This window comes from Flavobacterium sp. JAS (assembly GCF_020991455.1).
GTDB lineage: Bacteria > Bacteroidota > Bacteroidia > Flavobacteriales > Flavobacteriaceae > Flavobacterium.
This window is the reverse complement of the sequence record NZ_JAJMOX010000013.1, coordinates 35,356-61,034: the sequence shown is the minus strand read 5'-3', so window position 1 is coordinate 61,034 and position 25,679 is coordinate 35,356. Positions and strand designations below refer to the sequence as shown.

The window sequence follows — 25,679 nt, the reverse complement described above, 5'->3', positions numbered from 1 at the left end:
CCAATTAAAATTTATAAGTTACGGTAAGGCTATAGTTTCGGGGAGCTCCGGGAAATAATCGCAAGTAATTTTGTGCGCCTAACCAATAGGTTTTATTAAATAAATTACCCGCATTTACAGCAATTTGCATGTTGCTTTTGTTAGGTTTGTAATATAAAGCGGCATCAAAAACGGTGAAATCAGGAAGTGTGAATGCTCTTGTAAACCAAGGCACTTTACTGCTTTGATATTGCATTCCGAAACCAATACCCAAATCTTTCAAAGCCGAATCTGAGTTGAAGTTGTAGCGTGTCCATAAATTTGCACTGTTTTTTGGTGTATTTTGTTTTCTGGCGCCAATTAAAGCCGGATCGCGATCGTTTGTAATTTTGGCATCGATATAACTGTATGAAGCGTTTATTTGCCAATCGGCGGTGATATAACCCGCTAAATCGCACTCAAAACCACGACTTCTTTCAGCGCCTCTGGTAATCAATAAATCAGGATTTGCAGGATCATTGGCATTCATCAAAATATTGCGTTGATTGATTTCGTAAACCGCTGCATTAAAACTCATTGAATTATTAAAGAAAGTTGCTTTTAAACCTACTTCTTTCAGATTACTTTCAAGCGGATCAAACAGACTTCCTGCGGGTAAAGTTCCCGTTTGCGGCATCAAAGTCACTGTATTCGATTGTGGCTGGTAACCTTCAAGATAAGTCGTATAGACATTGATTTCGTCGTTAATTGCGTAAGTAAGCCCTATACGTGGCAACAAAGCTGTCTTTTTGACTTTCAATTCATTGTTTGATTCGTAATTGGTAATGTCTTCAAACCATTCGTTTCGCAAACCCAGTAAAAAAGTAAATTTTTCCCATTGAATCTGATCCTGAATATAAATCGCATTTGTTGTCGTTAACGCCGATGGCAATGCAGTTCTAACATTTAGCGTATAATCATCAGGACTTGTTAGCCTATAAGTTGGATTGTTTAAATTGAAGTAATTGACGTTCGGTTTTGGCAAAACTACCCCGTCAACAGTTGTAGTTTGGTAATTGGCAGCGTTTGCCGGAACAAAAGTACTCGCAACTGATCCGTCTTTTAGTAAATAGCCTCTTGCTGCATTTTGTCCGCCGCCTTTGGTTTTGTTCCAACTGGTTAAATCGTAACCTGCTAGTAATTTATGTTTGAGTTTTCCTGTTTTTAAATCAAAATTAAAATAGGTACTCAAATTGTCTACATCCCAATATTGCTGACGCTGCACAAATTGCATCATCGCCAGATTTGTAACAGGTTTATTGTTCATATCGACTGCAAAAGCATTTGTAGTTCTGTGTTCTTGAAGATTCTCGGTCCAGGTTTGTTTCATGTATTGCGCATTAAAACCAATTTTAGAATTGAATTTATGAGCGAAATTAGTCATCAAAATCATTTCTTTCGATTTAAAGAAATCACTTGGAGCACCAAGATTTAGGCTAATTGGCGTTTGGTTTAAGTTAGTAACTCCGGCAACGGCACCAAAAATAGGCTGTCCGCGATCGAGCGTTCCTGTCATATTGCTTAAAATCAATTCGGTATTGATAGCGGTTTTTTCATTCGGAATATAACTGAACGATGGAGAGATCAAAAACGATTTATTACTTACTAAGTCTCTGAATGATTTTGCTTCCTGATAGGCACCGTTTACACGGTATAAAAGAGTTTTAGATTCGTTAAGAGGTCCTGTAAAATCTAAAGTTCCGCGTAGTGTGCTAAAACTTCCTACACTCAAACTCACTTCTTTTCGGTCGACAGCCAAAGGTTTTTTGGTAACCAAATTGATGCTTCCACCCGGATCTACGGATGAAAACGTAGCGCTTGAAGGTCCTTTGATAACTTCGACACGTTCAATATTATTGGTCAAAGGCTGTAGAAAGTAATATTGGCGTGTTCGCATTCCGTTTACAATCTGACCTTCTTCGTTTTGACTAATTCCGCGAATCGTATATTGATTGTAATAACTCGCCGGAATTACGCCACTTGCCATTTTTACAGCATCGGCAAGGTAAAAAGCGCCTTTGTCAGCAATTAATTCCTTAGTAATAGTTGAGATAGATTGCGGAATATCTTTATTAAGTGCAGCCGTTTTTGTTGCTGCAAAAGAATAATCGCTGTTGTATTTTTTTGTTGAACGGCCAATGATTTCAACAGTTTGAAGTTCGTTGTGTTTGATAGAATCGGAAGCAATACTATCTTTCGTTTTTTTATTAATTGTTTGAGATTGTACAAATTGAGAACTGCTGAATAATAATATATAAAAAATTAAGTGTTTCATTTTTTTTGGTTGGATTTAGAAAATGCTATTCCCTTTTATACAGTTTGTAAATACAGATTTTCGAGTTCGTTCGCCGATATTTTGTCAGCTTCGATAACCGTTACCAGGTTTCCTTGTTTCATTATTCCGATGTGTGAAGCGACTTCTCTGGCTCTGAAAATATCGTGTGTTGCCATTAATATCGCTGTTCCGTCTGCCGAAAGTTCTTTCAGGATTTGAGAGAATTCGTTAGATGCTTTAGGATCAAGTCCGCTCGTTGGTTCATCTAATAGTAACACTTTGGCTTTTTTGGCAATCGCAATGGCAATACCTACTTTTTGACGCATTCCTTTAGAATATCCACCAAGATTCTGATCGTGTGCTTTAACTTGTAAACCTGCTTTGGAGAGAAAATAAGTCAATTCTCCTGCAGAATATTTGAACCCCGCCAGAGACGAGAAAAATTTTAAGTTTTCTAAGCCCGTAAGATTAGGATATAGCATGACAGTTTCGGGAATATAAGCAACATATTTCTTGGTTTCCTGTGCATTTTCTATAACCGAAATGTTATTGATTTTTAGTTCTCCGTCAGTTGGTTCGATAAAACCTAAAAAGAGATTAATTGTAGTGGTTTTTCCGGCACCATTCTGCCCTAAAAGCGCAAAGATTTCGCCTTTTTTAATGGTCAAATTCAGTTTGTTTAATGCGACATGATCGCCGTATTTTTTAGTTAGATTCTCGGCTATAAGCATAATTTTTATGTATTTGGGTGATTTTTTAGTTTTTATCCATAGTTTTTAGTCTGAGCTTGAGGAAGCCAGTTTTTAGAACTTTGTTAAAAGGAGGGGATAGTTTACAGCTATTTTAATAGAAGAATTTCTATTTGAATTTGAAAAAAAGCATACGTTTTTGAGCCTATATGACGCATCATTTTCTTTTATTTTAGAAAATAATCGAAATAGAGCTACAAATAAGTTTTACCCACTATCGATTATCGAGAATAGGCAAGGAGCATTTTAATTTTTCGAATAAAATGTAGTAAACTAAATGATTGAAGGTGGTGCTCTAAGGGCAAAAAGGCTGCCTTTAAAGAAGTTTGAAGCAACTTTTGTATAATAGTATACATAAGAAGTTTCAATAGTTACTTTATGAAAGGATAAAGCCTGAGATGAATTTGGAATAAATGTACTAAACGCAAAATGGCAAACGTGACAATTAGTGTCTACAGTATGGCTGTGCGTAATTTGTTTTTGTCCAACAACAGAATGATGATTACAACGTTTTTCGGTTAATTGCTTGTAAACATGTTCGTAAGAATGTATCGTCTGAAACAGCATTGCGAACAATACGGTAACAGACATAAAAAGATTAATTAAGACAATTCTCTTTTTCATTCTTGTTTGGAAATCCTTATGTGTCGCGGACTTTACAGCTTTTGATATAACGCAACTTTGTTGCAAATATAGATATCTTATTTAGAAATACACTAAAATTGGATATTATTTTAGATTTATTGTTTGCACTAATTATAATTAAAACTAAAAATTACTATACAACAATTGTAGTGTATGAAAATCAGAAGAGCCATCAAAATACTTGTCTAATACTTCTTCAAACATTGGTTCGGAATTCTGAATACTGGCAAATAAAGTCATACAGGATTGCAGTTTTTCGTCGTCAGGATTCCCAAATATATCTACGGCAGTTTTTTCATCTGTTTTGATTAGTTCAGCGGTAATTTCCAGAAGATGTTTTCCAAGAATTGGATGTTCTAAAAAAGCAATTGCTTCGTCGGCATTTTTAATTTCGTAGAATTTTGAGGTATCGCAGGAACCAAGCCCTTTTATCTGAGGAAAAATGAACCACATCCATGGAGATTCTTTTTTTCCTTTTTTAATTTCGGAAAGTGCCGATAGGTATAATTTATTTTGTGCGTCTAAAAAACGTACTAATTCTTTATTATTGTAGGCCATTATTTACTGATTTTGTTTGGGGCAATCAGGTCGTAAAACTACTGAAAATATGTTAAGTTGCACATTCACATCGATTTTTTTGTATCGTTTTTTTTTAGATATATTAAGCAAATATTATCTGTAGTATTAATCGGAATTTTTCATTTCATTTTAAAAAATAATCTTGCAAAGTCACAGAATCAAAAAGTTTTTATTTTAAGTTTTAAACTTGGCGCCTTAGCGACTTTGCCGAAAATCTCGCTGTTATGTAAAAAAAACTTAAAAAATAATCTCGCAAAGTCACAAAGACGCAAAGTTTTTATGAAAAATACTTTCACACTATTATTCTTGTTAATAAGGCTTTTTATTGTTACATATCTCAGTATTTGTTCGTAATCCCGTTATATAATTCCTATTTTTACTACTAGAGGACAATTATCAACTTAGATAATAATTAAATTTTTGATTTGGCATAAACTTCAAAACATGCCAATTTCTATTAACGAGCGTACTGCTCAAAAAAAAATAAATTATGAAAATAGGACTAATCGGATTCGGAAAAACTGGAAAATCAGTTGCATCAGTACTACTCGAAAATAATAAATTTTGCCTGGAATGGGTTCTAAGACAAAGTACTGCTTTAGAACACAGATCTGTTCCTGAATTTTTAGGAGTTCAGTCAGATGAGCCGGGACTAATTTACTCTAGCTCTAAAACTACCATGGAAGAATTACTGGATAAACATCCCGTTGATGTAATTATTGATTTTTCATCAAGTGAAGGAATTTATACTTACGGAGAAATTGCAGCGCAGCGAAAGGTTAAAATTATCTCGGCAATCTCGCATTATAAAGATAAAGAACTGCAGTTATTAAAGAAATTAGCGCACAAAACAACCGTATTTTGGTCTCCAAATATTACTTTGGGAGTGAATTATTTACTTTTTGCAGCTAAATTTCTAAAAAAGATTGCGCCTTGGGTTGATATTGAAGTTAATGAGGAACATTTTAAAAAGAAACAAGGAACATCAGGGACGGCTGTTAAAATTGCAGAAGCCTTAGATCTTGATAAAGACAATATAAACTCGGTTAGGGCAGGAGGAATCGTTGGGAAACATGAGGTTATATTTGGATTTCCATATCAAACGGTTCGGTTAATTCACGAATCGATTTCTAGGGAAGCATTTGGGAACGGAGTTGTTTTTGTTGCCGAAAACTTAGAAAATAAACAAAAAGGATTATACAATTTTGAAGATATTTTGTCGCCTTACTTTGCAATATAATCTTTGATATTATGATGAAACCCGACAGGTTTTTAAAACCTGTCGGGTTTACTAAAAAGTTTGCAATCTAATTTTAAAGATCATATTTATTTAACACATAGAAACATAGAGAATTAGGGGCAAAAAGGCTTCAAAAAAAGAACAGCATTTCTCTCATGAAGAGCATTATGCATGTTTTAGATAAGTGAAATGCCAATTTTTGAGTGTAAAAACCAATGCTTCTATGTGTCTAAATAAATATTTTAAGTTATATATTGTATTATTTTCTAAAAATCAAAGCTTTACTATATTCTAAATTCATTTTTGCTATAGAAAGAATCGAAATACCTTGCGGACACTCGATTTCACAAGCTCTTGTATCAGAGCAATTTCCAAAACCTTCAGAATCCATTTGATTTACCATTGTTAAAACCCTTTTTGAAGCCTCTATTTTCCCTTGTGGAAGCAAAGCCAAATGTGTAATTTTTGCGCCTACAAACAAAGCAGCACTTGCGTTTTTGCAAGTTGCTACACAGGCTCCGCATCCTATACAAGCCGCAGCATCAAAGGAAGCTTCGGCAGTTTCGTAAGATATTGGGATAGTATTTGCTTCCGGCGCCTGACCTGTTGATGCACTAATAAAACCGCCTGCTTCAATAATGGAATCAAAAGCAGATCGATCAATTTTTAAATCTCTTAAAACAGGGAATGCTTTGGCACGAAAAGGCTCAATATAAATGGTATCCCCATCTTTAAAACTTCTCATGTGAAGCTGGCAAGTTGTGGTATTCTTTAAAGGTCCGTGCGCTCTACCGTCAATCATAACACCGCATTGCCCACAAATTCCTTCTCTGCAATCGTGATCAAATTCTATAACACGTTCTTTTTTCTGAATTAAAGATTCGTTCAAAAGATCGAGCATTTCCAGAAAAGACATGTGTTCAGAAACTTTATCTATTTCATAATTTACCATTTCTCCTTTGGAAGAAGTATTGTGCTGTCGCCATATTTTAAGATATAGTTTCATATTCTTAACTTTTGATTATTTGTAGCTTCTAACAGCAAGTTCGACTGATTCGAAGACAAGAGGTTCTTTGTGTAATCCAGGATTTTGTGTTTTTCCTTTCCATTCCCAGGCCGAAACATAACAGAAATCTTTATCATTCCGAACCGCTTCACCATCAGGAGTTTGGTATTCTTCCCGAAAGTGTGCGCCGCAGGATTCCTCTCGTTGTAGGGCATCGTGACACATTAATTCAGCTAATTCGATATAATCAGCAATACGTCCGGCTTTTTCCAGTTCGCTGTTTAGCGTATCGTCTCCGGTAATTAGAAGATCTTTTTCAAAAGAATCTTTTAGTGATTTGATTTCGTTTAAGGCTTCTTCCAGTTTTTCCTTACTTCTCGAAAGTCCGCATTTTTCGTAAAGCAATCTTCCGATTTTTTTATGGAAATAATCGGTTGAAAGTGTTCCTTTACTATTTAAGAATTTATCTAATTGTGCTCTTACCGAAGTTTCGGCTTCGTCAAAAGCGGGATGATTTATAGTTGGTTTTGGAGTATTTAATTCGCCCGCCAAATAATTCGGAATCGTGTAAGGTGCAATAAAATAACCGTCTACACACGCCTGAAGCAATGAATTTGCGCCTAATCTATTAGCGCCATGATCAGCAAAATTAGCTTCTCCGAGAGCAAATAATCCAGGAATTGTACTCATTAATTCATAATCAACCCAAAGTCCGCCCATCGTAAAATGTGCCGATGGCGAGATTAGCATTGGTTCTTTATACGCATTGATTCCGGTAATCTTCTCGTACATCGCAAAAAGATTACTGTATTTAGCTTCGATTTTATCTTTTCCCTGCGCTTTTATGGCATCCGAAAAGTCGAGATAAATAGCATTTTTCATTGGTCCAACGCCATGTCCGGCATCGATTCTTTCTTTGGCAGCTCTTGACGAAATGTCTCTTGGCGCCAGATTTCCAAAAGAAGGATATTTGCGCTCTAAATAATAATCGCGCTCTTCTTCGGGAATTGTATTTGGATTTCGGTCGTCTTTAGCGGTTTTCGGAACCCAGATTCGTCCGTCATTACGCAAAGATTCCGACATTAAAGTCAACTTAGATTGATTTTCTCCGTGTTGTGGAAGTGAAGTAGGGTGAAACTGAATCCAACTTACACCCGCCATATAAGCGCCTTTTTTATGTGCACGCCAAATGGCCGAACTATTACAGCCCATTGCCAATGTAGACAAATAATATACTTTTCCGTAACCTCCGGAAGCTAATACAACAGCATCAGCAACGTGACGCTCGAGTTCTCCGGTTTCAAGATTTCGGGCGATTATGCCTTTTGCTTTTCCGTCAATAACCACTAATTCCAGCATTTCGTGACGGGTATGCATGGCTACTTTTCCTAATGAAACCTGACGTAATAGAGCCTGATAAGCACCAAGTAAAAGTTGTTGCCCCGTTTGTCCGCGGGCATAGAAGGTTCTTGAAACCTGAACACCTCCAAAAGATCGATTATTAAGATATCCGGCATATTCTCTGGCAAAAGGAACGCCTTGTGCAACGGCATGATCTATTAAATGTGCAGAACATTCCGCCAGACGGTAAACATTGGCTTCACGAGATCTAAAATCGCCACCTTTTATAGTGTCGTAAAACATTCTAAAAGTGCTGTCTCCGTCATTTTTATAGTTTTTTGCAGCATTAACTCCGCCTTGAGCAGCAACAGAATGGGCTCTTCTTGGAGAATCCTGAAAACAAAATGATTTGATATTATACCCTTGCTCTGCTAGTGATGAAGCACATGAAGCCCCCGCAAGACCAGTCCCAACCACTATGATATTTAGTTTTTTTCTATTGGCAGGATTTACAAGTTTAGCTTTTGCTTTATAATTATTCCATTTATCAGCAAGTGGACCTTCGGGTATTTTTGAGTCTATCATTTTTATTTTATTTAAAATGAATTCATACACAAATTCTAATAAAAAACTTAATTAGAACGTTAAGGAGATCTAATTTACTATAAAAAAACGGTTTTTTGTAAAGAAAAAACTATTTTTTGCTAATTTGGACTAATTTATTAAAAGATATTTTCTGCTAAACTTTCTTTAGTTCTAAGATAAATCAACAGAATTATTGTTTGATAAACTTTTCTACATTTGGAATTTTCTCTAATGCTTTGGTGTTTTCTTCGAGGATTTTGGCGGCAGCTTCATTTATTTTATTGACCGGAATTGCTTTCCATTTGTCTAAGTTTCTTTCATAATCGGTATTGAATAATTGTTTGGATAAATCCCTAACCACACAATAAGCTGCAATCGAATGACCGTTCTGGCTATCGTAATTACCATTATTAATAAAAAACTCTAATCTTTTGTATAGTCCGTCTTTAGAATAAAGAGCTATTTCAGTGAGTTTTCCCCTGTATTCTAAATCGGCAGAACCAACGCCTTTTAATTTTGGAAACAATTTATAATCAGCAAAATGTCGGCCTTCATGACCAAGGTAACTCACTCTAAAATTTTCTGATTTTAAATCGTATGATTTTTTTACACAAAACAAGGCATCTGTATGTGCCCAGCCTGCTGGATGGTATCGTCCTAAAGTAGCATATTCGCTCCAGCCTAAGGTTATAAAATCATCCATAAAATAAACTTTGACAGCGGTTTCCTTTCCTTCATAATTGAGTTTATAAATGGTATCTTTTTCTGTTTTCCAAACTAATAAATCATATAAACCTCCCGTTTTTCCAAATCCCGTAGTATGATAGCCCAAATCAGTGATGTACTTTTTTTGATAAACACTGATGCTGTCTTCATTAAGAATTAAGTTTTTTGCAGATGGAAGATTAGCTTTAAGAAAATTAGAAACATTTTTCATAATAAGTGTATCCGTTTTCTTTTCTTTATTTAAGAAAGAGAATCGCCAGTAATCCCTGTAAATTTTTAATAATTCGTCTATTTTTGATTTTCGGGTTTCCAAAAAATCACTTTTGTCTTCTTTAAACTTAAAGCGGTTTTCAAAATTGTTTTTGAATTTTAAGTCTTTTGAAGCTATTTTTTTAGTGGAATCAATTTCTAATAATGGTAAAGCCTGTTTTGGATTTCCGTCTAATGCCAAAGCATAAATCTTAGTATAATCGAGCTTTATACTGTCATTTTGATTCGTTTGGGCATTTGTTTTCGAAAATAAAAAGAAATTGAGAATAAGTAAAGTAACTAGTTTTAAGGTTCTCATAATAAAAAGTATAGGTTGATTTTACAATGACTTTTTTATTATAGAGACGTGTTTTTTGATTTTGTTACAGTTTTGTGTAGTATTTTATAAAAAATAAACCCGGCAGTTTTCATCTCGAGGCTTCGGGCAATGCCATTAAGTTAAGCTTTTAGAAAATAAAATTATTGCAAATCAAATCCGTTTTTATCTGCGTTTTTACAAAGTAAATCTGTTTTATCCGCGTCAAAATTAGACGCTGATTTTACTGATTCGCTAAAACGAAAACGCTGATAAAAACAGATTTTTCTAATTACTTTCTTGATTAAACTGTTAAGTGATTTTATAGATTTTCCCTTAACTTAATGATATTGGACTTCGGGACTGTCGGGTTTGGATTTTATGGAAATATTTAATGTCCAATGATTTCTTTTCGGTGTAAAGTTCCCCATTCATTCAATGCTCCAATGACATTATATAAAGTATGGCTGTGTTCTGTTCTTGCATATTCAACAGTTGGCGGAAAAGTATCATAAACAGTTCTGGTAACCAGTTTGTTTATCTCCAGATCTTTAAGTTCTTTCGAAAGCATTTTATCCGTAATCCCTTTTACATCTTTAGAAATCTCCTTAAATCGTTTTGGTCTGTTCGATAATGCAATCAAAATTGGCAGCTTCCATCTTCCGCTTAAAACTTCCAAAGCATCTCTTACCGGTAATAATGCTCCCAGGCATTCTTCTGGTTCACCACCACAGCCCATTTCTTTTGTTATTTCGCTCTTTGTTTTCATATTTATCATGTTACTATCCTCAAGGATAGCGCTATCCTTGAGGATAGTACTATAAAAGAGATAGCAAATGTAGATAAGTTTGTATCGTAAAACAAATAGTAATGCTATGAGCAAAAAGATTCTGAATATAATAACAAGCATCAAAGGCGATGCTTCATTTAGTAATAAATTATCGAATGCCGTTCTGGAAAAACTGGAAGCGGTATATCCTGAAAGTACAGTAGAAACGCTTGATCTTTCTAAAACTCCTTTGCCTTATTTAAGTGAGTTGGATATTAGTGCCTTTTATACTCCGGCAGAACAGCAAACAGAAGTCCAAAAAGAGACTCTTAAATACTCTGATGAAGCTACAAAAGATGTTTTAGAAGCTGACATCATTGTGATTGGGGTTCCTCTTTACAATTTTGGAATTCCGGCAGTATTAAAAGGCTGGATTGATCAGGTTGCAAGGGCAGGAAAGACTTTCAGTTACGATGCCAGTGGACCAAAAGGGTTGTTAACTGATAAGAAAGTATTTTTATCTATTGCTTCGGGCGCTATATTTTCTGAAGGACCATACAAAAGTTATGATTTCTCTGAACCGTATTTGCGTGCCGTATTAGGCTTTTTAGGAATAACCGATGTTACAACTTTCCGCGTTGAAGGAACTGCTATCCCTGATTTTGCCGAAAATGCTTTACCTAAAGCTTTGTCTGCAGTTGAGGAATTTGCTTTTTAAATTGAAAATAAAAAGTACGAGAGTTGGACATTTTCGTATGTAGTAAACCCGACAGGTTTTTGAAACCTGTCGGGTTTTATGTGGATTATAATTATGATTTGAATTGTCAAATCTTTGTCAAAGTTTTAAACTTTGACAAAGATAATTACGTTCAATTATTATTTCTCAATAATCATAGTAACGCCTTGTCCGCCGGCAGCGCAAATGGAAATAAATCCTCTTCCGGAACCTTTTTCGTTTAATAATTTTGCCATGACGCCAATTATTCTTCCGCCTGTTGCAGCAAAAGGATGAGCTGCGGCAAGACTGCTTCCTTTTACATTTAGTTTATTTCTGTCAATAGCACCAAGAGGCTTTTTGAGTCCAATTTGAGTGCTTAGTTCCGGGCTTTCCCAGATTTTTAAAGTTGCTAAAACTTGTGCGGCAAAAGCTTCGTGAATTTCATAATAATCAAAATCCTGTAAAGTCAAACCCGCTTTATCAAGCATTCTACTGGCAGCAAATAATGGCGCTAACAAAAGGTTTTGCTGGTTTTTGACGTATTCAATCGCTGCAATTTCGGCAAAAGAAATGTAGGCTAAGATTGGAAGTCCTTGCGCCAAAGCCCATTCTTCACTTGCCAAAAGTATGCATGAAGCACCATCTGTAAGCGGAGTGGAATTTCCTGCTGTAAGCGTTCCGTTTATTTTATCAAATGCAGGTTTTAATTTTACCAGTTTTTCAATGGTGCTGTCTCTTCTTAGATTATTATCTTTTTCAAGTCCGTTAAACGGAGTAATCATATCATCAAAAAAACCTTCGTCATAAGCTTTTGCCATATTCAAATGACTTTTAAGGGCAAAATTATCCTGATCTTCACGGGAAATTTGATAATGTTTGGCCGTAATTTCAGTATGACCACCCATCGAAAGCCCGGTTTGAGATTCTTCATTTTTAGGAACCAATGGCGACAAATCTTTTGGACGCAGTTTTAAAAACAACTTGATTTTTTCGCCTAATGATTTTGCTTGTCTGGCATTCAATAAAATCTTTCTCAGTTTTTCGCTTACCGCGATTGGCATATCACTAATAGAATCAACACCTCCGGTAATTCCGGATTCTATTTGTCCCAACGCAATTTTGTTGGCGATATAAATGGCGCTTTCAATTCCGGTATCACAAGCTTGCTGTAAGTCACAAGCTGGAGTTGCGGGATCAAGAGAAGTTTTCATGACACATTCTCTGATCAAATTATTATCATAAGTATGTTTAATTACTGCACCTCCGGCAACTTCCCCTAACAATTTGCCTTCAAGTTTGTATTTGGTAATAAGTCCGTTTAGGGCGGCGGTCATCATTTCTGTATTTCCAACTTCGGCGTAGGCCGTATTTGCTCTCGCAAACGGAATTCGATTGTAACCCACGATGGCTACTTTTCTAACAGTTTTGGTATTATTCATAGTTTGAGGTTTGTTTTGAAAGATCGATTTTTAATTTTTCAGCTTAAAGATAAGGAGACTTATTTATAATTTGAGTTTTTGTAAGATAATATTGTTTTGAATTTTTAACTGGAGTATTACAATTTGTTTTTATTTAGAATAATTAAAAATAATCTTGTTTAAGAAAGATTTAGCAATTACTTTTGCCACGAAAATCAAAACCAATTAAAATGAATATAATGACTATAAAAAAAGTTTTATTTTGTCTGATGCTTCTAAGTTCACTGCAAATGATGAGTCAGGAACTGGGAAAAGTAACTGGAAAAGTTTCGCTAAGCGGAAATATACCAGCCGAAAATATTTCTGTTATTCTTAAAGGAACACGATACATTGCCGTTACTAACGAAGACGGATACTACGAGATTAAAAATGTTAAACCAGCAAGCTATACAATTATTATCAGATCGGTTGGAATTCATAAAGTTGAAGATCAAATTGTAGTTAAAGCAAAACAAACGACTACTAAAAACTTCACACTTTCTGAAAGTCAGGAAGATCTTGATGAAGTAGTCATTACCAAAAACAAGTACAAACAAGACAAACCTTCACTATCATTGCGTTTGCAGACTCCTGTACTTGAAATCCCTCAAAATATCCAGATTGTAAGCGGTCAGACTTTAAAAGACCAACAAATTACAAGTATGAGTGACGGAGTTATCAGAAACGTGAGTGGAGCGGTTCGTTTAGAACACTGGGGAGATTTATATACGAATATTACGATGCGTGGTTCTCAAATTCAGGCTTTTCGTAATGGTTTCAATGTAGTTTCGTCTTTCTGGGGACCTCTTACGGAAGACATGAGTTTTGTAGATCATATTGAATTTGTAAAAGGACCTGCAGGATTTATGCTTTCCAGCGGAGATCCAAGCGGACTTTATAATGTGGTTACTAAAAAACCAACGGGAATTACTAAAGGTGAGGTTTCTGTATTAGGCGGAAGCTACGATTTTTACAGAGTGAGTATTGACCTTGACGGGAAATTAGATAAAAAAGGAAAATTATTATACAGATTCAACGGAGCGGCTCAAAACAAAGGTTCGCACCGTGCATATGAACACAACAATCGTTATGTATTAGCTCCGGTAGTTTCGTATCAAATTGATGATAATACAAAAATTACGGCTGAATACAATTTTCAATACGCCAACATGACTGAGGTAGGTTCTTATTATGTTTTTGGTCCTAAATCTGAAGGATATGCGACTTTGCCTGTTGGATTTACAATGACACAACCGGGATTGCCTGATACTAATATTCAGGATCATAGCGGATACCTTATGTTTGAGCATAAGTTTGACGATAACTGGAAACTTACGGCACAAACTTCTTACTTTAAATACATTCAGCAAGGATATAGTTCTTGGCCGGGTGTTGTAGGTCCTAGTCCGGTGGACAGAGATTTTAACGGAGTTCCTGAAGGTAATTTGAAAAAGGGAGAAATCATTAGAAACGTTGGTATTTGGGATGCTGATAGTAATATGTATTTAGGTCAGATATTCGTTAACGGAAAGTTCAAAACAGGACCTGTAACGCATAAAGTATTAGGTGGCGTAGATTTAGGAAATAAAGATTATATGGCAGATTGGGGACAATCTCATGATCTTGATACTGTAGACAATCCATTTAATGTATATAACCCAAATTATGGTACGCCATCGAATGGTTTACCTGCTTTTGATCACACAACACCGCTTTCTGTAAGAGCTGGCGGAAAAATGAATTCAGAATATGCGGCAGGATATATTCAGGATGAACTTGGCTTTTTTGAAAATAAACTTAGATTAACTCTTGCGGGAAGATATACCTGGATTAGTCAAACAAGCTGGGGTGAAACTCAGGCAGACAGCCATATTACACCACGTGTAGGTGTTAGTGTCTCTGTAACAGATAATTTGGCAGTTTACGGATTGTATGATCAGGCTTTTTTACCGCAATCGGGTATCATTAAAAATGGCGATAAAGTAAAACCACTTACAGGAAGCAATCTTGAATTTGGTGTGAAAAAAGACTGGTTTGACGGCTCTTGGAGTACTACATTGGCAGCGTATCGAATTGTAAAACAAAACGAACTTACGGCTGATCCTAATAATGGTCCAAATGATATTTTTAAAATTGTTTTGGGAGAAAAAAGAGCCGAAGGTGTTGAATTTGACGTTAGAGGAAAATTATTAGACGGTCTTAATCTTATTGCCAATTATGCTTTTACAGAATCTGTGGTAACAAGTTCAGCAATTTCTACGATAAGCGTAGGTTCTGTTGTACCAGGATATTCTAAACATACTGCAAATGCGTGGTTAAATTATAGTCTACAAAGTGGTAAACTTAGAGGTTTAGGTGCTTCTATTGGAGGAACTTATCTTGCAGGCCGTCAAACAGATACCTGGAGCGCAGGAGCTGAAAAGTTGCCAAACTATTTTAGACTTGACGGAGGTTTATCTTATGAAACAGGAAAAGTAAAAATTACGGCTAACGTATTTAATATTTTGGATAAATATCTTTACAGCGGATCTTATTATGAGTGGCTTAATGCTTATTACTGGCAAACAGAAGCACCAAGAAACTTTAGAGTTGGTGTTACATATAAATTCTAAGAATAATCTCTTTATAAACAAAAAGCATCCGTTAGCAGCGGATGCTTTTTTTATGTTTTTTTTAGCCCGCGGATGACGCGGATTGAACGGGTTTTCGCTGGTTTTTCTTTTATAATAAAATGAAGATATCTTTTTGCTATAAATTGCACTGATTATAAAGTTTTCTTTTGACAGTTTTCTTTAAAACAGATCAGTGAAAACCCGTTTAATCCGCACAATCCGTGGGCAAATAAAAGTTTATCCTTTACGTATCAACGGAATCACTTTTGAACCTATAAGTTCTATTGCATTCATTAACTGCGTATGTGTAAGTCCTGCATTATCCATTTGGAAAGTAAATCTTGAGATTCCTCCAAGTGCTTCGCCGTGTTTTAAAATTTTCTCGGCAACACGTTCCGGACCTCCTACAATTAAAACGCCCAGATCGTCGATAAGTCCGTCAAATTTGGCTTTTGTAACGGGTGGCCAGCCGCGTTCGAGTCCTAATTTTGTCCAAAGTTCAGCGTAACCCGGATAATATTCTTCGATTGCTTTTTCGGTTGTAGTTCCCACATAGCCTGGGGAATGTATTCCCACTTTAAGCTCTTCGGGTTTGAAACCTGCAGCTTTTCCGGCTTCACGGTACAAATCAATTAAAGGACGAAAACGATGCGTTTGACCTCCAATAATAGCCACCATTAAAGGTAAACCAAGACTTCCGGCTCTGACAAAAGATTCGGGAGTTCCGCCAACACCAAGCCAAACTGGTAATTTTTCCTGTATGGCTCTTGGATAAATAGGAAGATTATTCAAAGCAGGGCGAAATTTCCCTGACCAGGTTACAAATTCATTGTCTCTAATTTGCAGAAAAAGTTCTAATTTCTCTTTAAAAAGTGCATCGTAATCATTCAGATTAAATCCAAAAAGGGGATAAGCTTCAATAGAAGATCCACGGCCTACGACAATTTCAGCTCTTCCTTTCGAAATTAAATCAAGCGTTGCAAAGCTTTGGTAAACGCGCACAGGATCAGCCGCACTTAACACCGAAACAGCACTGGACAAACGAATGCGACTTGTTTTTGCAGCAGCGGCACTTAAAATCACAACGGTAGCCGAATCTAAAAACTCTTTTTTATGATGTTCTCCAATTCCAAAAACGTCAAGTCCGGCCTGATCTGCCAGCTCAATTCTTTGAAGCAATTGTTCCATTGCATCAACACTGCTCAAAGTGTTGTTGTCTCCGTACATCGCCGAAGCAAAACTGTCTATTCCTATTTCCATTTTTTTTAAGCTTTAGGCAATACGCTATAAGCTTTAAGCTTTTTATAGAAGCCGATACTTATAGTTATCGCAATTATTATTTATTAGCATTAGTAATTAGCTTTAAGCTATAGGCAATACGCTTTAAGCTTTCCAAAAATGTCTAAATCCAACAATATTTATTTATTAGCTTTAAGCTAAAGGCAATACGCTTTACGCCCTTCAAAAAGCCTATAGCCTACAGCTTAAAGCTTACAGCATTCTCAATTATATTATTAGCTTTAAGCTAAAGACAATACGTTTTAAGCGTTCCAAAGAAGCCTAACGCCTAATACTTAAAGCATACAGCCTTACTAATGTGAAAACCCGAAAGATACACTAGTTAAAATGATCAGGATCACAATTAGTGTAATGACAACATAAAGATAATCTTTTTCTAAAAGGAAAGAAAACAAAGAAAGTAATACACGAAAAACGGGTGTTAGAAAGAGTAAAATAATTCCAACAAAGATTAAAGATTCACCATTTCCCTGAATTGCGCCCTTATAAATAGCCGAAATTACTTCGAATATATTGCGATCATTTTCATGAAATACCGAGTAATCTTCAATATCTGAGCTGTGTCCGAATAAATAAACAATTCCGCCAATAAAAGCGACAGACAAAGAAGTCCAGACGCCGTAACGCAATAAATTTCCGATGATGGTTTGAAAATCTTTTTCTCCAAATTTTTCGTTTTGCATAACCTTAGATTTTTCCATTAATTCCGTTATAAATCATATTCACTGCAAGTACAAAAATCAGGCAGGCAAAAAATATTCGTAGTTTTTTAGGATTTGTTCGCACTAATACTTTGGCTCCAGCCATAGCTCCAAACAAAACTCCAATTACAACAGGCATACAAATTCCGGGTTCGATATAACCTTTTTGAATATAGATTACAGAACTCGCCATTGCTGTAACACCCATCATGAAATTACTGGTTGTGGTAGATACTTTAAACGGAATTCGCATGATATTATCCATCGCAATCACTTTAAAAGCACCCGAACCAATTCCTAATAATCCTGACATCATTCCGGCGATTCCCATCATACCAAAACCACCAACAACATTTTTGGTTCCGTAGCTTATTACTTCGCCGTCATGCGTGGGATAAGTACCGTTTAATCGCAGTTTTTTGGCCAATGGACTTGATTCTAAAACGATATGCTCTTCTTTTCTTCGAAGAGAATTAATAGCCGAGAAAATTAAAGTAAGTCCAAATAATATGGCTATAAATGAGGTTGGCGCAATTGTCGAAAGTAACGCTCCGCAAACGGCTCCAATTGTTGTAGCAATTTCGAGAAAAATTCCCAAACGCATATTGGTAATTCCTTCTTTCACATAAGCCGAAGCTGAACCAGAAGAAGTTGCAATTACAGAAACCAAAGCGGCACCAATTGCATAATGAATATCGACATTAAGAATGACTGTTAAAAGAGGAATAATAATGATTCCGCCACCTAAACCTGATAATGAACCAATAAAACCTGCTAGAAAAGCACCAAGAATCATAATCAGCGTAAATGTAAGTACTGTCATTCTAATAAATTTTGTTGTGGCTAATTTACGAATTGATATTTTCTGGTGAAAAGTTTTATTTCATAATAAAATATTAAAAAGTAAAATCAGAAACAAAAAGGGAACAAGGCTTAGAAGATTTTATTAAGTTCTATTTATTCGTTTCAAATTATAAAATGAAACTGTTTGTTATTGATTTGTAAGTTAATTAGTTATACATTAGTGTAGTCTAATATCATTTAGATTATTCGCTCATAGAAAAGTTAATTTGTTATCATTTAATTGCAATAAATATGGAAAAACAGAGACCAAACGGTTCATTAGTTTTGATTTTATTATGTTTAAGTATAAGTTTATCGACTTTTGCTCAAGGCGATGGTCCAAGAAATTTACTGTGGAGTCCAAAAGGAACATTTGCATTTTTACCAAAATGGATGGGAATGAATCAGAATATTACTCCGGGAAATGTCCTGGTAAAAGATGCAGATTTGCATATTGATGCATTTCCGCTAACATTGGTTTACAATTTCGGACTTGCCAATAGATACGCTCAGGTTATGCTAAATGCAGTTCCTGGTGATGTTTCGGGAAGATTAGCAGCAAATCAGCCAGGTCTTCCGGCTCCGCATTTGAGTTCTTCCGGTTTTGCTGACGGTTTTATAGGTTTTAAATTAGGATTGATAAATCAGCCCGCTTTAAATGTTATTGAATACAGCCAATATCAAAAAAAGACATTCTCGATGATGGTTTACACCAGATTATGGTATTCGGGTTCTTATGACAATACAAAACCTCTTAATTTAGGCTCAAACCGATTGACTTTTGAAATTGGTTTTCCTATAGATCTTTGGCTTAGCAAAGATCCTAAAAGACCAACTTGGCTTGAAATATATCCTTCAATTCACATGTACACACCAAATAACGATCCTTTGGTTATATCGATGGCAAATAAAACACAACAACATGCCTTATATTCTCTTGAGAATCACTTATCGCATAATATTACTGATAAATTTTGGGCTAGTGCCGATTTAAGATACCAATACGGAGGAGATGTTGCTGTTGATGGAATTGATCAGGACAATAAACAGAATATCCTTGGTGGAGGTTTTACTGTAGGTTATCAGTTGCTGAAAATGTTAGGATTAAATGCCACTTATGGTACTATTATCGCTGGAGATAATGGCGCTGATTCAAATATGGTTCGTATTACTGCAGTGTTGTCATACGCTAACTTAAAGAAATTACAAAAACCTGAATAATTCCTTATTTTAGTTAGAAAGTATTACTATTTAGAGACCATTTTTTAAAGTAAATCTTTAAGAATTGGTCTCTATTATTTTTTGTACACTGCTAATAAAAGTTTCGGTGTTTTTGATTTCGTGTTTAATAGAAAGATCATAATCTGATAGTTTAAACTGCTCGATTATGTCCTTTTTTAAATATTTTATGATGGAGTCAAGACTTCGGGTATCGTTATCCTGTTGTCTTTTTAAATCTCTCTGTTTGCTTTCCAGATATTGTAAACTCCTTTTTAATCTTTGAATGTGTATTTTTTCCAATCTCTTATCTAATTTTAAATTTACTAAAAAACGATAACTAAGGAGAATAAGTAAGGCTTAAGGTGTTTTAAAACAACTAAAATTTATGTGTAAACACACTCAGGAATAGAATACCTCCATTGACGCACGTAAATTGGGGATTTAGTTCTTATAAAATTTTACATAATTTTAGAAAAAAGTTATAGAATTTCCATGTTTTTGAATTTAGTTGATTGATAATGTTTTGTTTAATTTCAGTAGGAACAAATAAAAAACTCCCCAAAAGGGGAGCTTCTATATACAACACAAATCAAAAATCACATTTCAATCTGTGGCTAAAAAAAATTACTGTCCTAATCCTACTTTTTTAGGAGGAAATTTTACAAAAGAGGCAGCGTGATATTTTGCTTCGGCTGCCATTGGAGCCGTCCAGGCGTTGAGGGCGTGACCTACAACTCGGGTTTCTTTTGGATCAATGTATAAGTTGAATAACCATGGTGCTAGTCCGGTTTTGGTTACCGTAGACTGATCGATCATCAAATGCGGATCTTGAGATTCTGTGATATTAAAATACATTTTATATTCATGAAGACGAATCGACATTAATTGCGTTTCAACCCAAGTATAAACCCGGTCGCGATTCGAAACCCCGTTATCAGCCAATAAAAACGAAGTTTGATTAATACCATCAATTGGGCGATCGGTTGGGATTTTGTCAAAAGCGCCAGCAATGTAAGCACTAGTATTGTATAAATCCATTAAATCAAATAATTGTGCACTTTGGCGTCCTGGTGTGATCATTCCTTTCCAGTATGCAACACCCGGAACACGTGTTCCACCTTCCCAAGCAGATCCTTTTGTACCTCTAAAAGGTGTGTAACCACCGTCTGGCCATGAATCTCCCTGCGGACCATTGTCAGAAGTTATAAAAATAAAAGTGTTCTCAAGTAAGCCGTTTTTTTCAAGTTCGGCTACAATTTCTCCAATAATGCCATCAACTTCAACAACGCCATCTTTGTATGGATATTTACTATCACTTTTTCCTTCATATTTTTTTGAAGCCCAATTGTCTGTATGCACTTTCATAAAAGCATGTTCTATAAAGAAAGGCTCTCCGGATTTGGCAAATTCTTTGATTTTTTTAATCGAAAAAGCTTCCAGAGTCTGATCCGCTTCTGCAATATCTTCTGTGCTTGTTGTAGCTTTAATTAGTTCCTCTTTTCCGCCTTTTTTCCCATAAACTAAATCTTTAGAAGCTCCCATTTTATTGTAAGCTTCCAATTTAAAAGGATCTAAAACCAAGTCAGGATAACGTCTTTTGTCAAAAGATTGAGTGATTTCTTTTTCGGCAGCATAATAACCGTAGTATTCGTCAAAACCAATTTCAAAAGGGCGCATTCCTTCTAATTCACCCACATGCCATTTTCCGGTAAGAACTGTTTTATAACCGGATTGACTCAATATTTTAGGTAAACTAATCTCATCTGCCCAAGGATTTGCTGTCAAAACATCACCTGCCAAAATAGGTCTTGTAAGTCCAGTTCGAGCAGGAATACGTCCCGTTAAAATAGCAGATCGGGTAGGTGTGCAGGTTGGCTGTGAATAAGTAGAACTCAACAATAATCCTTCTTTTGCCAATCGATCCATGTTGGGGGTTGCAGCTCCAATTGAAGCTCCTCCGCCATTAAATCCGGGATCTCCCCAGCCCATATCATCAATTAAGAACCAGATAATATTCGGCTTTTTTCCAGTTTTCTTTTTAAGTGCAGCCAGTTTATCGACGGCTATTTTATCCTGTTCAGGATTTGGAACAGCCGGTTGCCAGTTTTCTTTTCCTGGTATTGGTTTTGCCTTACTTAGTGGTGTTGCCTGCGCCGATATTTTTTGGCAGCAAATAATAAAAAGGAAAGCAAGCGAAATTCTTTTAATCAAAATAGTTCTTTTCATAAATCTGGAATTTTTAATTTGTTGGCTTATGCTTATTTGGAAATAAAGGATATTTTATAAAGTAGGCTAACACAAAGGATTCTGTACCTTATAATTTACTGTTAAATTTATTAAAATTATATTAGAATTGATAAGTTTTTTATGACGAATTATTTTTTAAATAACATGATATCAGTTTTTTAAGATGTAAATCAGAATTTGCCTTTTTTGAATTGGGAAAGGTTTGGTTAACTTCAAATAATTAAAACTACAAAACGCCAAAAAGCCCCGAAAGAATGAACTTTCAGGGCTTTTTAAAAATTAGTTTATATAGTGTTTTATATTTTCCTGAATTTGTTATCAAAGGCAAAAGAAGTTCTTTCTATTGTAGAAAGTAATAATGCTGCGGCAGAACTTGTCAGAACTGAATAATCGAAAGGGGCTTTTATAGAAACCGAAATCGCCATACTTAAAGCAAAAAGCAGCATTAATCCTGAAGTTCCAAAAGCAACGATTCTGGTTTTGAATCCGATGATTAGGAAGATACCCAAGACAATTTCTAAAAAGGTAGCCAAAGCGCCCAATATTCCCGCCACAGATTTACTGGCAAAAGAATTTAAGGTTTGGGTGTAGGCAATAAAATTCTCCCAGTTTCCCCATGCAACTCCCGGATCTCCGGGCGCGCCCCAAAGTCCAAAACGATCTGCAACTGCAGATAACATGGTAATTCCTAAAACGATCCTTAAAATTAAACCGGCTTGTGGTATTGTTATATTTTTCATTTGGATAAATCTTTTATGTAAAAGTAAAAAGATGTTGGGTAACTTTGTGAGCCAATTTATATAAAAACCACAGCCCAGATGTTACCGTATAAATCTTTAATTCAAATTGATCGCCAATCGTCGATCACACTTTATATACAAGTGTGCAATACCTTTATTTCATTAATAACCAATGGAACATTAAAACCGTCAGATGCGTTGCCGAGTTCCCGTGTTTTATCAGAATTAATTGGGATTAATAGAAATACGGTTAAGTTGGCTTATGAAGAATTAATTAGTCAGGGTTGGGCAGAATCTGTAGATCGGAAAGGCGTTTTTGTACTTTCGAAATTGCCTATAATTTCAAAAGTAAAATTGCCGGAAATCAATAAAAGTCAGTTTCAGGAAGGTTTTTTATGGACGAATAACTTTGAGAAAGAAATTACCCTTTCCAGTACATCCATTCATAAAGATCCTATTGTTATAGATGATGGTTTTCCCGATGTTCGCTTAGCGCCGATAGACCAATTAATGCGGGAATACCGAAGTTTATCCAGAAAGTTTTACGGTAAAAATTTCCTGAAATACGGTAGTACAATGGGATCTGAAAATCTTCGTATTGCGATTTGCAATTATCTTTCGAACACACGTGGTTTAGTGGTTTCGCCCGAAAATATTATTATTACAAAAGGCAGCCAAATGGGAATTTATCTGGCGTCGCAGTTAATTCTAAATCCAAATGATACGATTGCTGTTGGTGTTTCGAGTTTTACAACTGCCGATGATACTTTTAAATATCGTGGCGCAAATTTAGAACGAATTCCAATAGACGATAACGGAATGGACGTTGATTATTTGCAGGAAGTCCTGAAACACAAAAAGATAAAAGCAGTCTATATTATTCCACACCACCATTGTCCAACGGGAGTAACGATGAGTATGGAGCGCCGCTTAAAACTATTGAATCTTGCCAAAGAATATCGTTTTGCAATTATAGAAGACGATTACGATTTTGATTTTCATTATGATAACAAACCTTATTTGCCGTTGGCGAGTATTGATCACAATCAGAATGTGATTTATATTGGATCGATTTCAAAAACTTTTGCACCCGCCCTGCGAATTGGTTTTATGGTTGGACCACCAGCGTTTATTGAAGCAACGGCATCTTTACGAAAAATGATTGACAGACAAGGTGATACACTTCTCGAAGAAGCTTTTGCAATAATGTTTGAAAATGGAGAAATGGAAAGGCATTTCAGAAAATCATTAAAAATCTACAAACAACGCCGAAATCATTTTTGTGAACTTCTGACTTCTGATTTTAAAAACGAAATAGAATTCAGGATTCCCGAAGGCGGATTGGCAGTTTGGGCGAATTTTAACGACAACATTAATTTGATAAAAATGTCTGATGAAGCCGCTAAAAAAGGACTTTCGATTAGTAACGGCAATTTTTACAAAAACGATAATTTCTCTCCAAATGCAATTCGAATGGGATTTGCTTCTTTGACCGAAATTGAAATGGAAAAAGCATTAGTTATTCTGAAAAACGTACTTCAATAAGACTTCTGGACTACTATCGATTTTAGAATTGGGGTATTTTACATTCTGATCTCTGGCCTAATTTTGTATAAAAAACACAATTATGGAGTCTATTTATCAGATTAAAAAAATCGAAACAACAACAGAAATCAATCAATGTTGGGATGTAGCTTATGTTTTAAGACCACATTTGGATAAGAATAACTGGAACGCAACTATTGCAGAAATGATGCAAAACGAAAAGTACAGCATCGCCGGAATCATGGATAGTGATAAGGTCGCTGCTTTTGCTGGATACCGAATTATGACTTCTTTGCATAGCGGAAACATTATTTATATTGATGATTTGTGCACGCTGGAAGAGTATAGAGGAAAAGGTTTTGCTACTCAATTATTAAATCATGTAAAAGAGGTCGCGATTTCGCTCAATAAAGAAGCTGTAGTTCTGGACACAGGTTTTACAAACAATACAGCCCAAAAAGTATATTTAAAAAACGGATTTGAATTGACCGCTGTTCATTTGGCTAATCGATTAAAGAAGTAATTTTAAACACGAATTTCACAAATTTACACTAATTGAAATGGTAAATTTGGTTCTTAATTAATTTCACGAAAGAATTCGTGTAAATTTGTGAAATTCGTGTTTAATAAAATCAGTTTAATTCGTTTTCAATCAGTGTTTTTATAGCTTGATGTGAATCATGTATAGATTGCTGATATTTTTCGGGATCAAAACTTTCTCCGTTTACGGCAACGGTATGAATATTTGTAATGCCAATAATATTAAAAACGGTTTTTAGATAATTGCTCTGAAAATTCATGTGCTCGTTATATTCTCCTTTTTCATAACCCTGAGCGCCTCTGGAAAGCAATAAAAATACAGTTTTGTTTTCAAGCAAACCAATATACGGATTCTGAATATTCTCCGTATTAAGTTTCCAGGTTTCATTAACCCTCAAAATTTGATCAATATAAGCTTTAAGCGTACTCGGAATAGACCAATTGTACATAGGCGCACCAATTACAATAACGTCGGCTTCGCGTAATTCGGCAATATATTCATTGCTTATTTTTAAGGCCTCAATTTCTTGCAAGGACCGCGAAACTTCCGGTTTGAAAGCCGCTGCAATCCAATTCTCGTTGATGTGAGGAACGTGACTTTCGCTTAAATCCCGATAATTGATAAGGTCATTATGGATGTTTTTCCAGTGTTCTGTAAATACTTCGGTAAGTTTTCTGCTTTTAGAATTATGTTTTCTGGCACTTGAATTTAAAACTAATACTTTCTTCATTTGAATAAAATTTTTATACAAAAGTATTGTTGTAGTGGACCAATTTTCTATACCAATTTACACAAAAACTACAGTCCAGATGAGGTTTCGTTAAACCCATCTTCTTTATCCTTAAAAGCCCAGGTTGCCATTGCTTCGATAACTGGCATTAGCCCACTTCCGGCAGCGCTCAAACGATAGGTTACAAAAGGCGGAACAACCGGTTTTGCTTCTCTAATAACAAGATTATCAGTCTCGAGCTGTTTTAAATGCTGAATTAACATTTTCTCTGTCACTGCCGGAATAGCTCTTTTTAATTCGCTATAGCGTTTACTTCCGCCAGAAAGATGATATATAATAATAGGTTTCCAATAGCCGCCAATTTTTTCCATAACATACGTTACAGGGCATGTATCTAAGGCATATTGCTTATTTTCCTGAATTGTCGAGGATTCTTTGATTGCTGTCATTTGCGCATACTTTAGGGTAAGTACTTGTGTAAAAGTAAGTGCAAATATACCTTTGTTGCAGATAATAAAAAACAATTA

At 35.4% G+C, this 25,679-nt stretch carries 23 protein-coding genes; 6 read left to right on the top strand and 17 right to left on the bottom strand.

All coding sequences use genetic code 11. The features are described 5' to 3' along the window. Positions 1-4 precede the first annotated feature (4 nt). The 4 genes from LPB88_RS19340 to LPB88_RS19325 form a co-directional block, all read right to left on the bottom strand. A complete protein-coding gene (locus LPB88_RS19340; protein WP_230717321.1) occupies positions 5-2,293 on the bottom strand; it encodes a TonB-dependent siderophore receptor in 2,289 nt (762 codons plus the stop codon). A 35-nt stretch (positions 2,294-2,328) separates the two neighbouring features. After that, positions 2,329-3,024, bottom strand: coding sequence for an ABC transporter ATP-binding protein (locus LPB88_RS19335; RefSeq protein WP_230717320.1), 696 nt, complete (start codon positions 3,022-3,024; stop codon positions 2,329-2,331). 291 nt (positions 3,025-3,315) lie between these two features. Further along, positions 3,316-3,666 carry a hypothetical protein gene (locus tag LPB88_RS19330; protein WP_230717319.1) on the bottom strand — a complete coding sequence of 117 codons (351 nt, stop codon included), beginning with the start codon at positions 3,664-3,666 and terminating at the stop codon, positions 3,316-3,318. Between the two features lie 144 nt (positions 3,667-3,810). Continuing rightward, positions 3,811-4,245 (bottom strand): DUF1810 domain-containing protein, encoded by a 435-nt coding sequence (locus tag LPB88_RS19325; protein WP_230717318.1) that lies wholly within the window; start codon positions 4,243-4,245, stop codon positions 3,811-3,813. 511 nt (positions 4,246-4,756) lie between these two features. On the opposite strand from LPB88_RS19325, the gene LPB88_RS19320 reads away from it, so the two are divergent. Beyond that, on the top strand, positions 4,757-5,506 hold the full coding sequence (locus LPB88_RS19320) for a 4-hydroxy-tetrahydrodipicolinate reductase (protein WP_230717317.1): 750 nt from the start codon (positions 4,757-4,759) through the stop codon (positions 5,504-5,506). 259 nt (positions 5,507-5,765) lie between these two features. Here LPB88_RS19320 and LPB88_RS19315 read toward each other — a convergent pair whose 3' ends face one another. From LPB88_RS19315 to LPB88_RS19300, 4 genes are all read right to left on the bottom strand, one after another. After that, positions 5,766-6,512, bottom strand: coding sequence for a succinate dehydrogenase/fumarate reductase iron-sulfur subunit (locus LPB88_RS19315; RefSeq protein WP_230717316.1), 747 nt, complete (start codon positions 6,510-6,512; stop codon positions 5,766-5,768). A gap of 15 nt (positions 6,513-6,527) precedes the next feature. Continuing rightward, entirely contained in the window at positions 6,528-8,438 is a 1,911-nt protein-coding gene (locus LPB88_RS19310) for a fumarate reductase/succinate dehydrogenase flavoprotein subunit (protein ID WP_230717315.1), read from the bottom strand. Between the two features lie 190 nt (positions 8,439-8,628). Beyond that, positions 8,629-9,732 (bottom strand): hypothetical protein, encoded by a 1,104-nt coding sequence (locus LPB88_RS19305; protein WP_230717314.1) that lies wholly within the window; start codon positions 9,730-9,732, stop codon positions 8,629-8,631. Between the two features lie 388 nt (positions 9,733-10,120). Further along, positions 10,121-10,498 (bottom strand): helix-turn-helix domain-containing protein, encoded by a 378-nt coding sequence (locus LPB88_RS19300; protein ID WP_230717313.1) that lies wholly within the window; start codon positions 10,496-10,498, stop codon positions 10,121-10,123. A 106-nt stretch (positions 10,499-10,604) separates the two neighbouring features. Here LPB88_RS19300 and LPB88_RS19295 point away from each other — a divergent pair, with 106 nt between their 5' ends. Next, positions 10,605-11,216 carry an FMN-dependent NADH-azoreductase gene (locus LPB88_RS19295; protein ID WP_230717312.1) on the top strand — a complete coding sequence of 204 codons (612 nt, stop codon included), beginning with the start codon at positions 10,605-10,607 and terminating at the stop codon, positions 11,214-11,216. A 158-nt stretch (positions 11,217-11,374) separates the two neighbouring features. Here the strand turns inward: LPB88_RS19295 and LPB88_RS19290 are convergent, their stop codons facing one another. Then, positions 11,375-12,655: an acetyl-CoA C-acetyltransferase gene (locus tag LPB88_RS19290; protein ID WP_230717311.1), complete on the bottom strand. Its 1,281-nt coding sequence runs from the start codon at positions 12,653-12,655 to the stop codon at positions 11,375-11,377. A gap of 218 nt (positions 12,656-12,873) precedes the next feature. Between LPB88_RS19290 and LPB88_RS19285 the strand changes: the two genes are divergently transcribed. Beyond that, positions 12,874-15,285 carry a TonB-dependent receptor gene (locus tag LPB88_RS19285; RefSeq protein ID WP_230717310.1) on the top strand — a complete coding sequence of 804 codons (2,412 nt, stop codon included), beginning with the start codon at positions 12,874-12,876 and terminating at the stop codon, positions 15,283-15,285. A 237-nt stretch (positions 15,286-15,522) separates the two neighbouring features. Here the strand turns inward: LPB88_RS19285 and LPB88_RS19280 are convergent, their stop codons facing one another. From LPB88_RS19280 to LPB88_RS19270, 3 genes are all read right to left on the bottom strand, one after another. Then, complete coding sequence (locus LPB88_RS19280; protein ID WP_230717309.1) at positions 15,523-16,545, bottom strand: LLM class flavin-dependent oxidoreductase; 1,023 nt, start codon at positions 16,543-16,545, stop codon at positions 15,523-15,525. 332 nt (positions 16,546-16,877) lie between these two features. Further along, a complete protein-coding gene (locus LPB88_RS19275; RefSeq protein WP_230717308.1) occupies positions 16,878-17,267 on the bottom strand; it encodes a DUF1634 domain-containing protein in 390 nt (129 codons plus the stop codon). Between the two features lie 4 nt (positions 17,268-17,271). Next, positions 17,272-18,108 (bottom strand): sulfite exporter TauE/SafE family protein, encoded by an 837-nt coding sequence (locus tag LPB88_RS19270; RefSeq protein WP_230717307.1) that lies wholly within the window; start codon positions 18,106-18,108, stop codon positions 17,272-17,274. Positions 18,109-18,380: 272 nt separating this feature from the next. Between LPB88_RS19270 and LPB88_RS19265 the strand changes: the two genes are divergently transcribed. Further along, positions 18,381-19,349, top strand: coding sequence for a transporter (locus tag LPB88_RS19265; protein WP_230717306.1), 969 nt, complete (start codon positions 18,381-18,383; stop codon positions 19,347-19,349). A 57-nt stretch (positions 19,350-19,406) separates the two neighbouring features. Here the strand turns inward: LPB88_RS19265 and LPB88_RS19260 are convergent, their stop codons facing one another. The 3 genes from LPB88_RS19260 to LPB88_RS19250 all read right to left on the bottom strand — a co-directional run bounded on the left by LPB88_RS19260 (position 19,407) and on the right by LPB88_RS19250 (position 22,336). Continuing rightward, positions 19,407-19,649: a hypothetical protein gene (locus LPB88_RS19260; protein WP_230717305.1), complete on the bottom strand. Its 243-nt coding sequence runs from the start codon at positions 19,647-19,649 to the stop codon at positions 19,407-19,409. Positions 19,650-19,973: 324 nt separating this feature from the next. Next, positions 19,974-21,575 carry an arylsulfatase gene (locus LPB88_RS19255; protein ID WP_230717304.1) on the bottom strand — a complete coding sequence of 534 codons (1,602 nt, stop codon included), beginning with the start codon at positions 21,573-21,575 and terminating at the stop codon, positions 19,974-19,976. Between the two features lie 317 nt (positions 21,576-21,892). After that, a complete protein-coding gene (locus LPB88_RS19250) occupies positions 21,893-22,336 on the bottom strand; it encodes a DoxX family protein (protein ID WP_230717303.1) in 444 nt (147 codons plus the stop codon). A gap of 78 nt (positions 22,337-22,414) precedes the next feature. Here LPB88_RS19250 and LPB88_RS19245 point away from each other — a divergent pair, with 78 nt between their 5' ends. Beyond that, positions 22,415-23,881 carry a PLP-dependent aminotransferase family protein gene (locus LPB88_RS19245; protein ID WP_230717302.1) on the top strand — a complete coding sequence of 489 codons (1,467 nt, stop codon included), beginning with the start codon at positions 22,415-22,417 and terminating at the stop codon, positions 23,879-23,881. An 82-nt stretch (positions 23,882-23,963) separates the two neighbouring features. Further along, positions 23,964-24,404: a GNAT family N-acetyltransferase gene (locus LPB88_RS19240; protein WP_230717301.1), complete on the top strand. Its 441-nt coding sequence runs from the start codon at positions 23,964-23,966 to the stop codon at positions 24,402-24,404. A 109-nt stretch (positions 24,405-24,513) separates the two neighbouring features. Here LPB88_RS19240 and LPB88_RS19235 read toward each other — a convergent pair whose 3' ends face one another. Together LPB88_RS19235 and LPB88_RS19230 are read right to left on the bottom strand one after the other, a co-directional pair. Beyond that, positions 24,514-25,152: an FMN-dependent NADH-azoreductase gene (locus LPB88_RS19235; protein ID WP_230717300.1), complete on the bottom strand. Its 639-nt coding sequence runs from the start codon at positions 25,150-25,152 to the stop codon at positions 24,514-24,516. A 68-nt stretch (positions 25,153-25,220) separates the two neighbouring features. Continuing rightward, positions 25,221-25,601, bottom strand: a complete 381-nt coding sequence (locus tag LPB88_RS19230; RefSeq protein WP_230717299.1) for a helix-turn-helix domain-containing protein — start codon at positions 25,599-25,601, stop codon at positions 25,221-25,223. Positions 25,602-25,679: the final 78 nt, after the last annotated feature.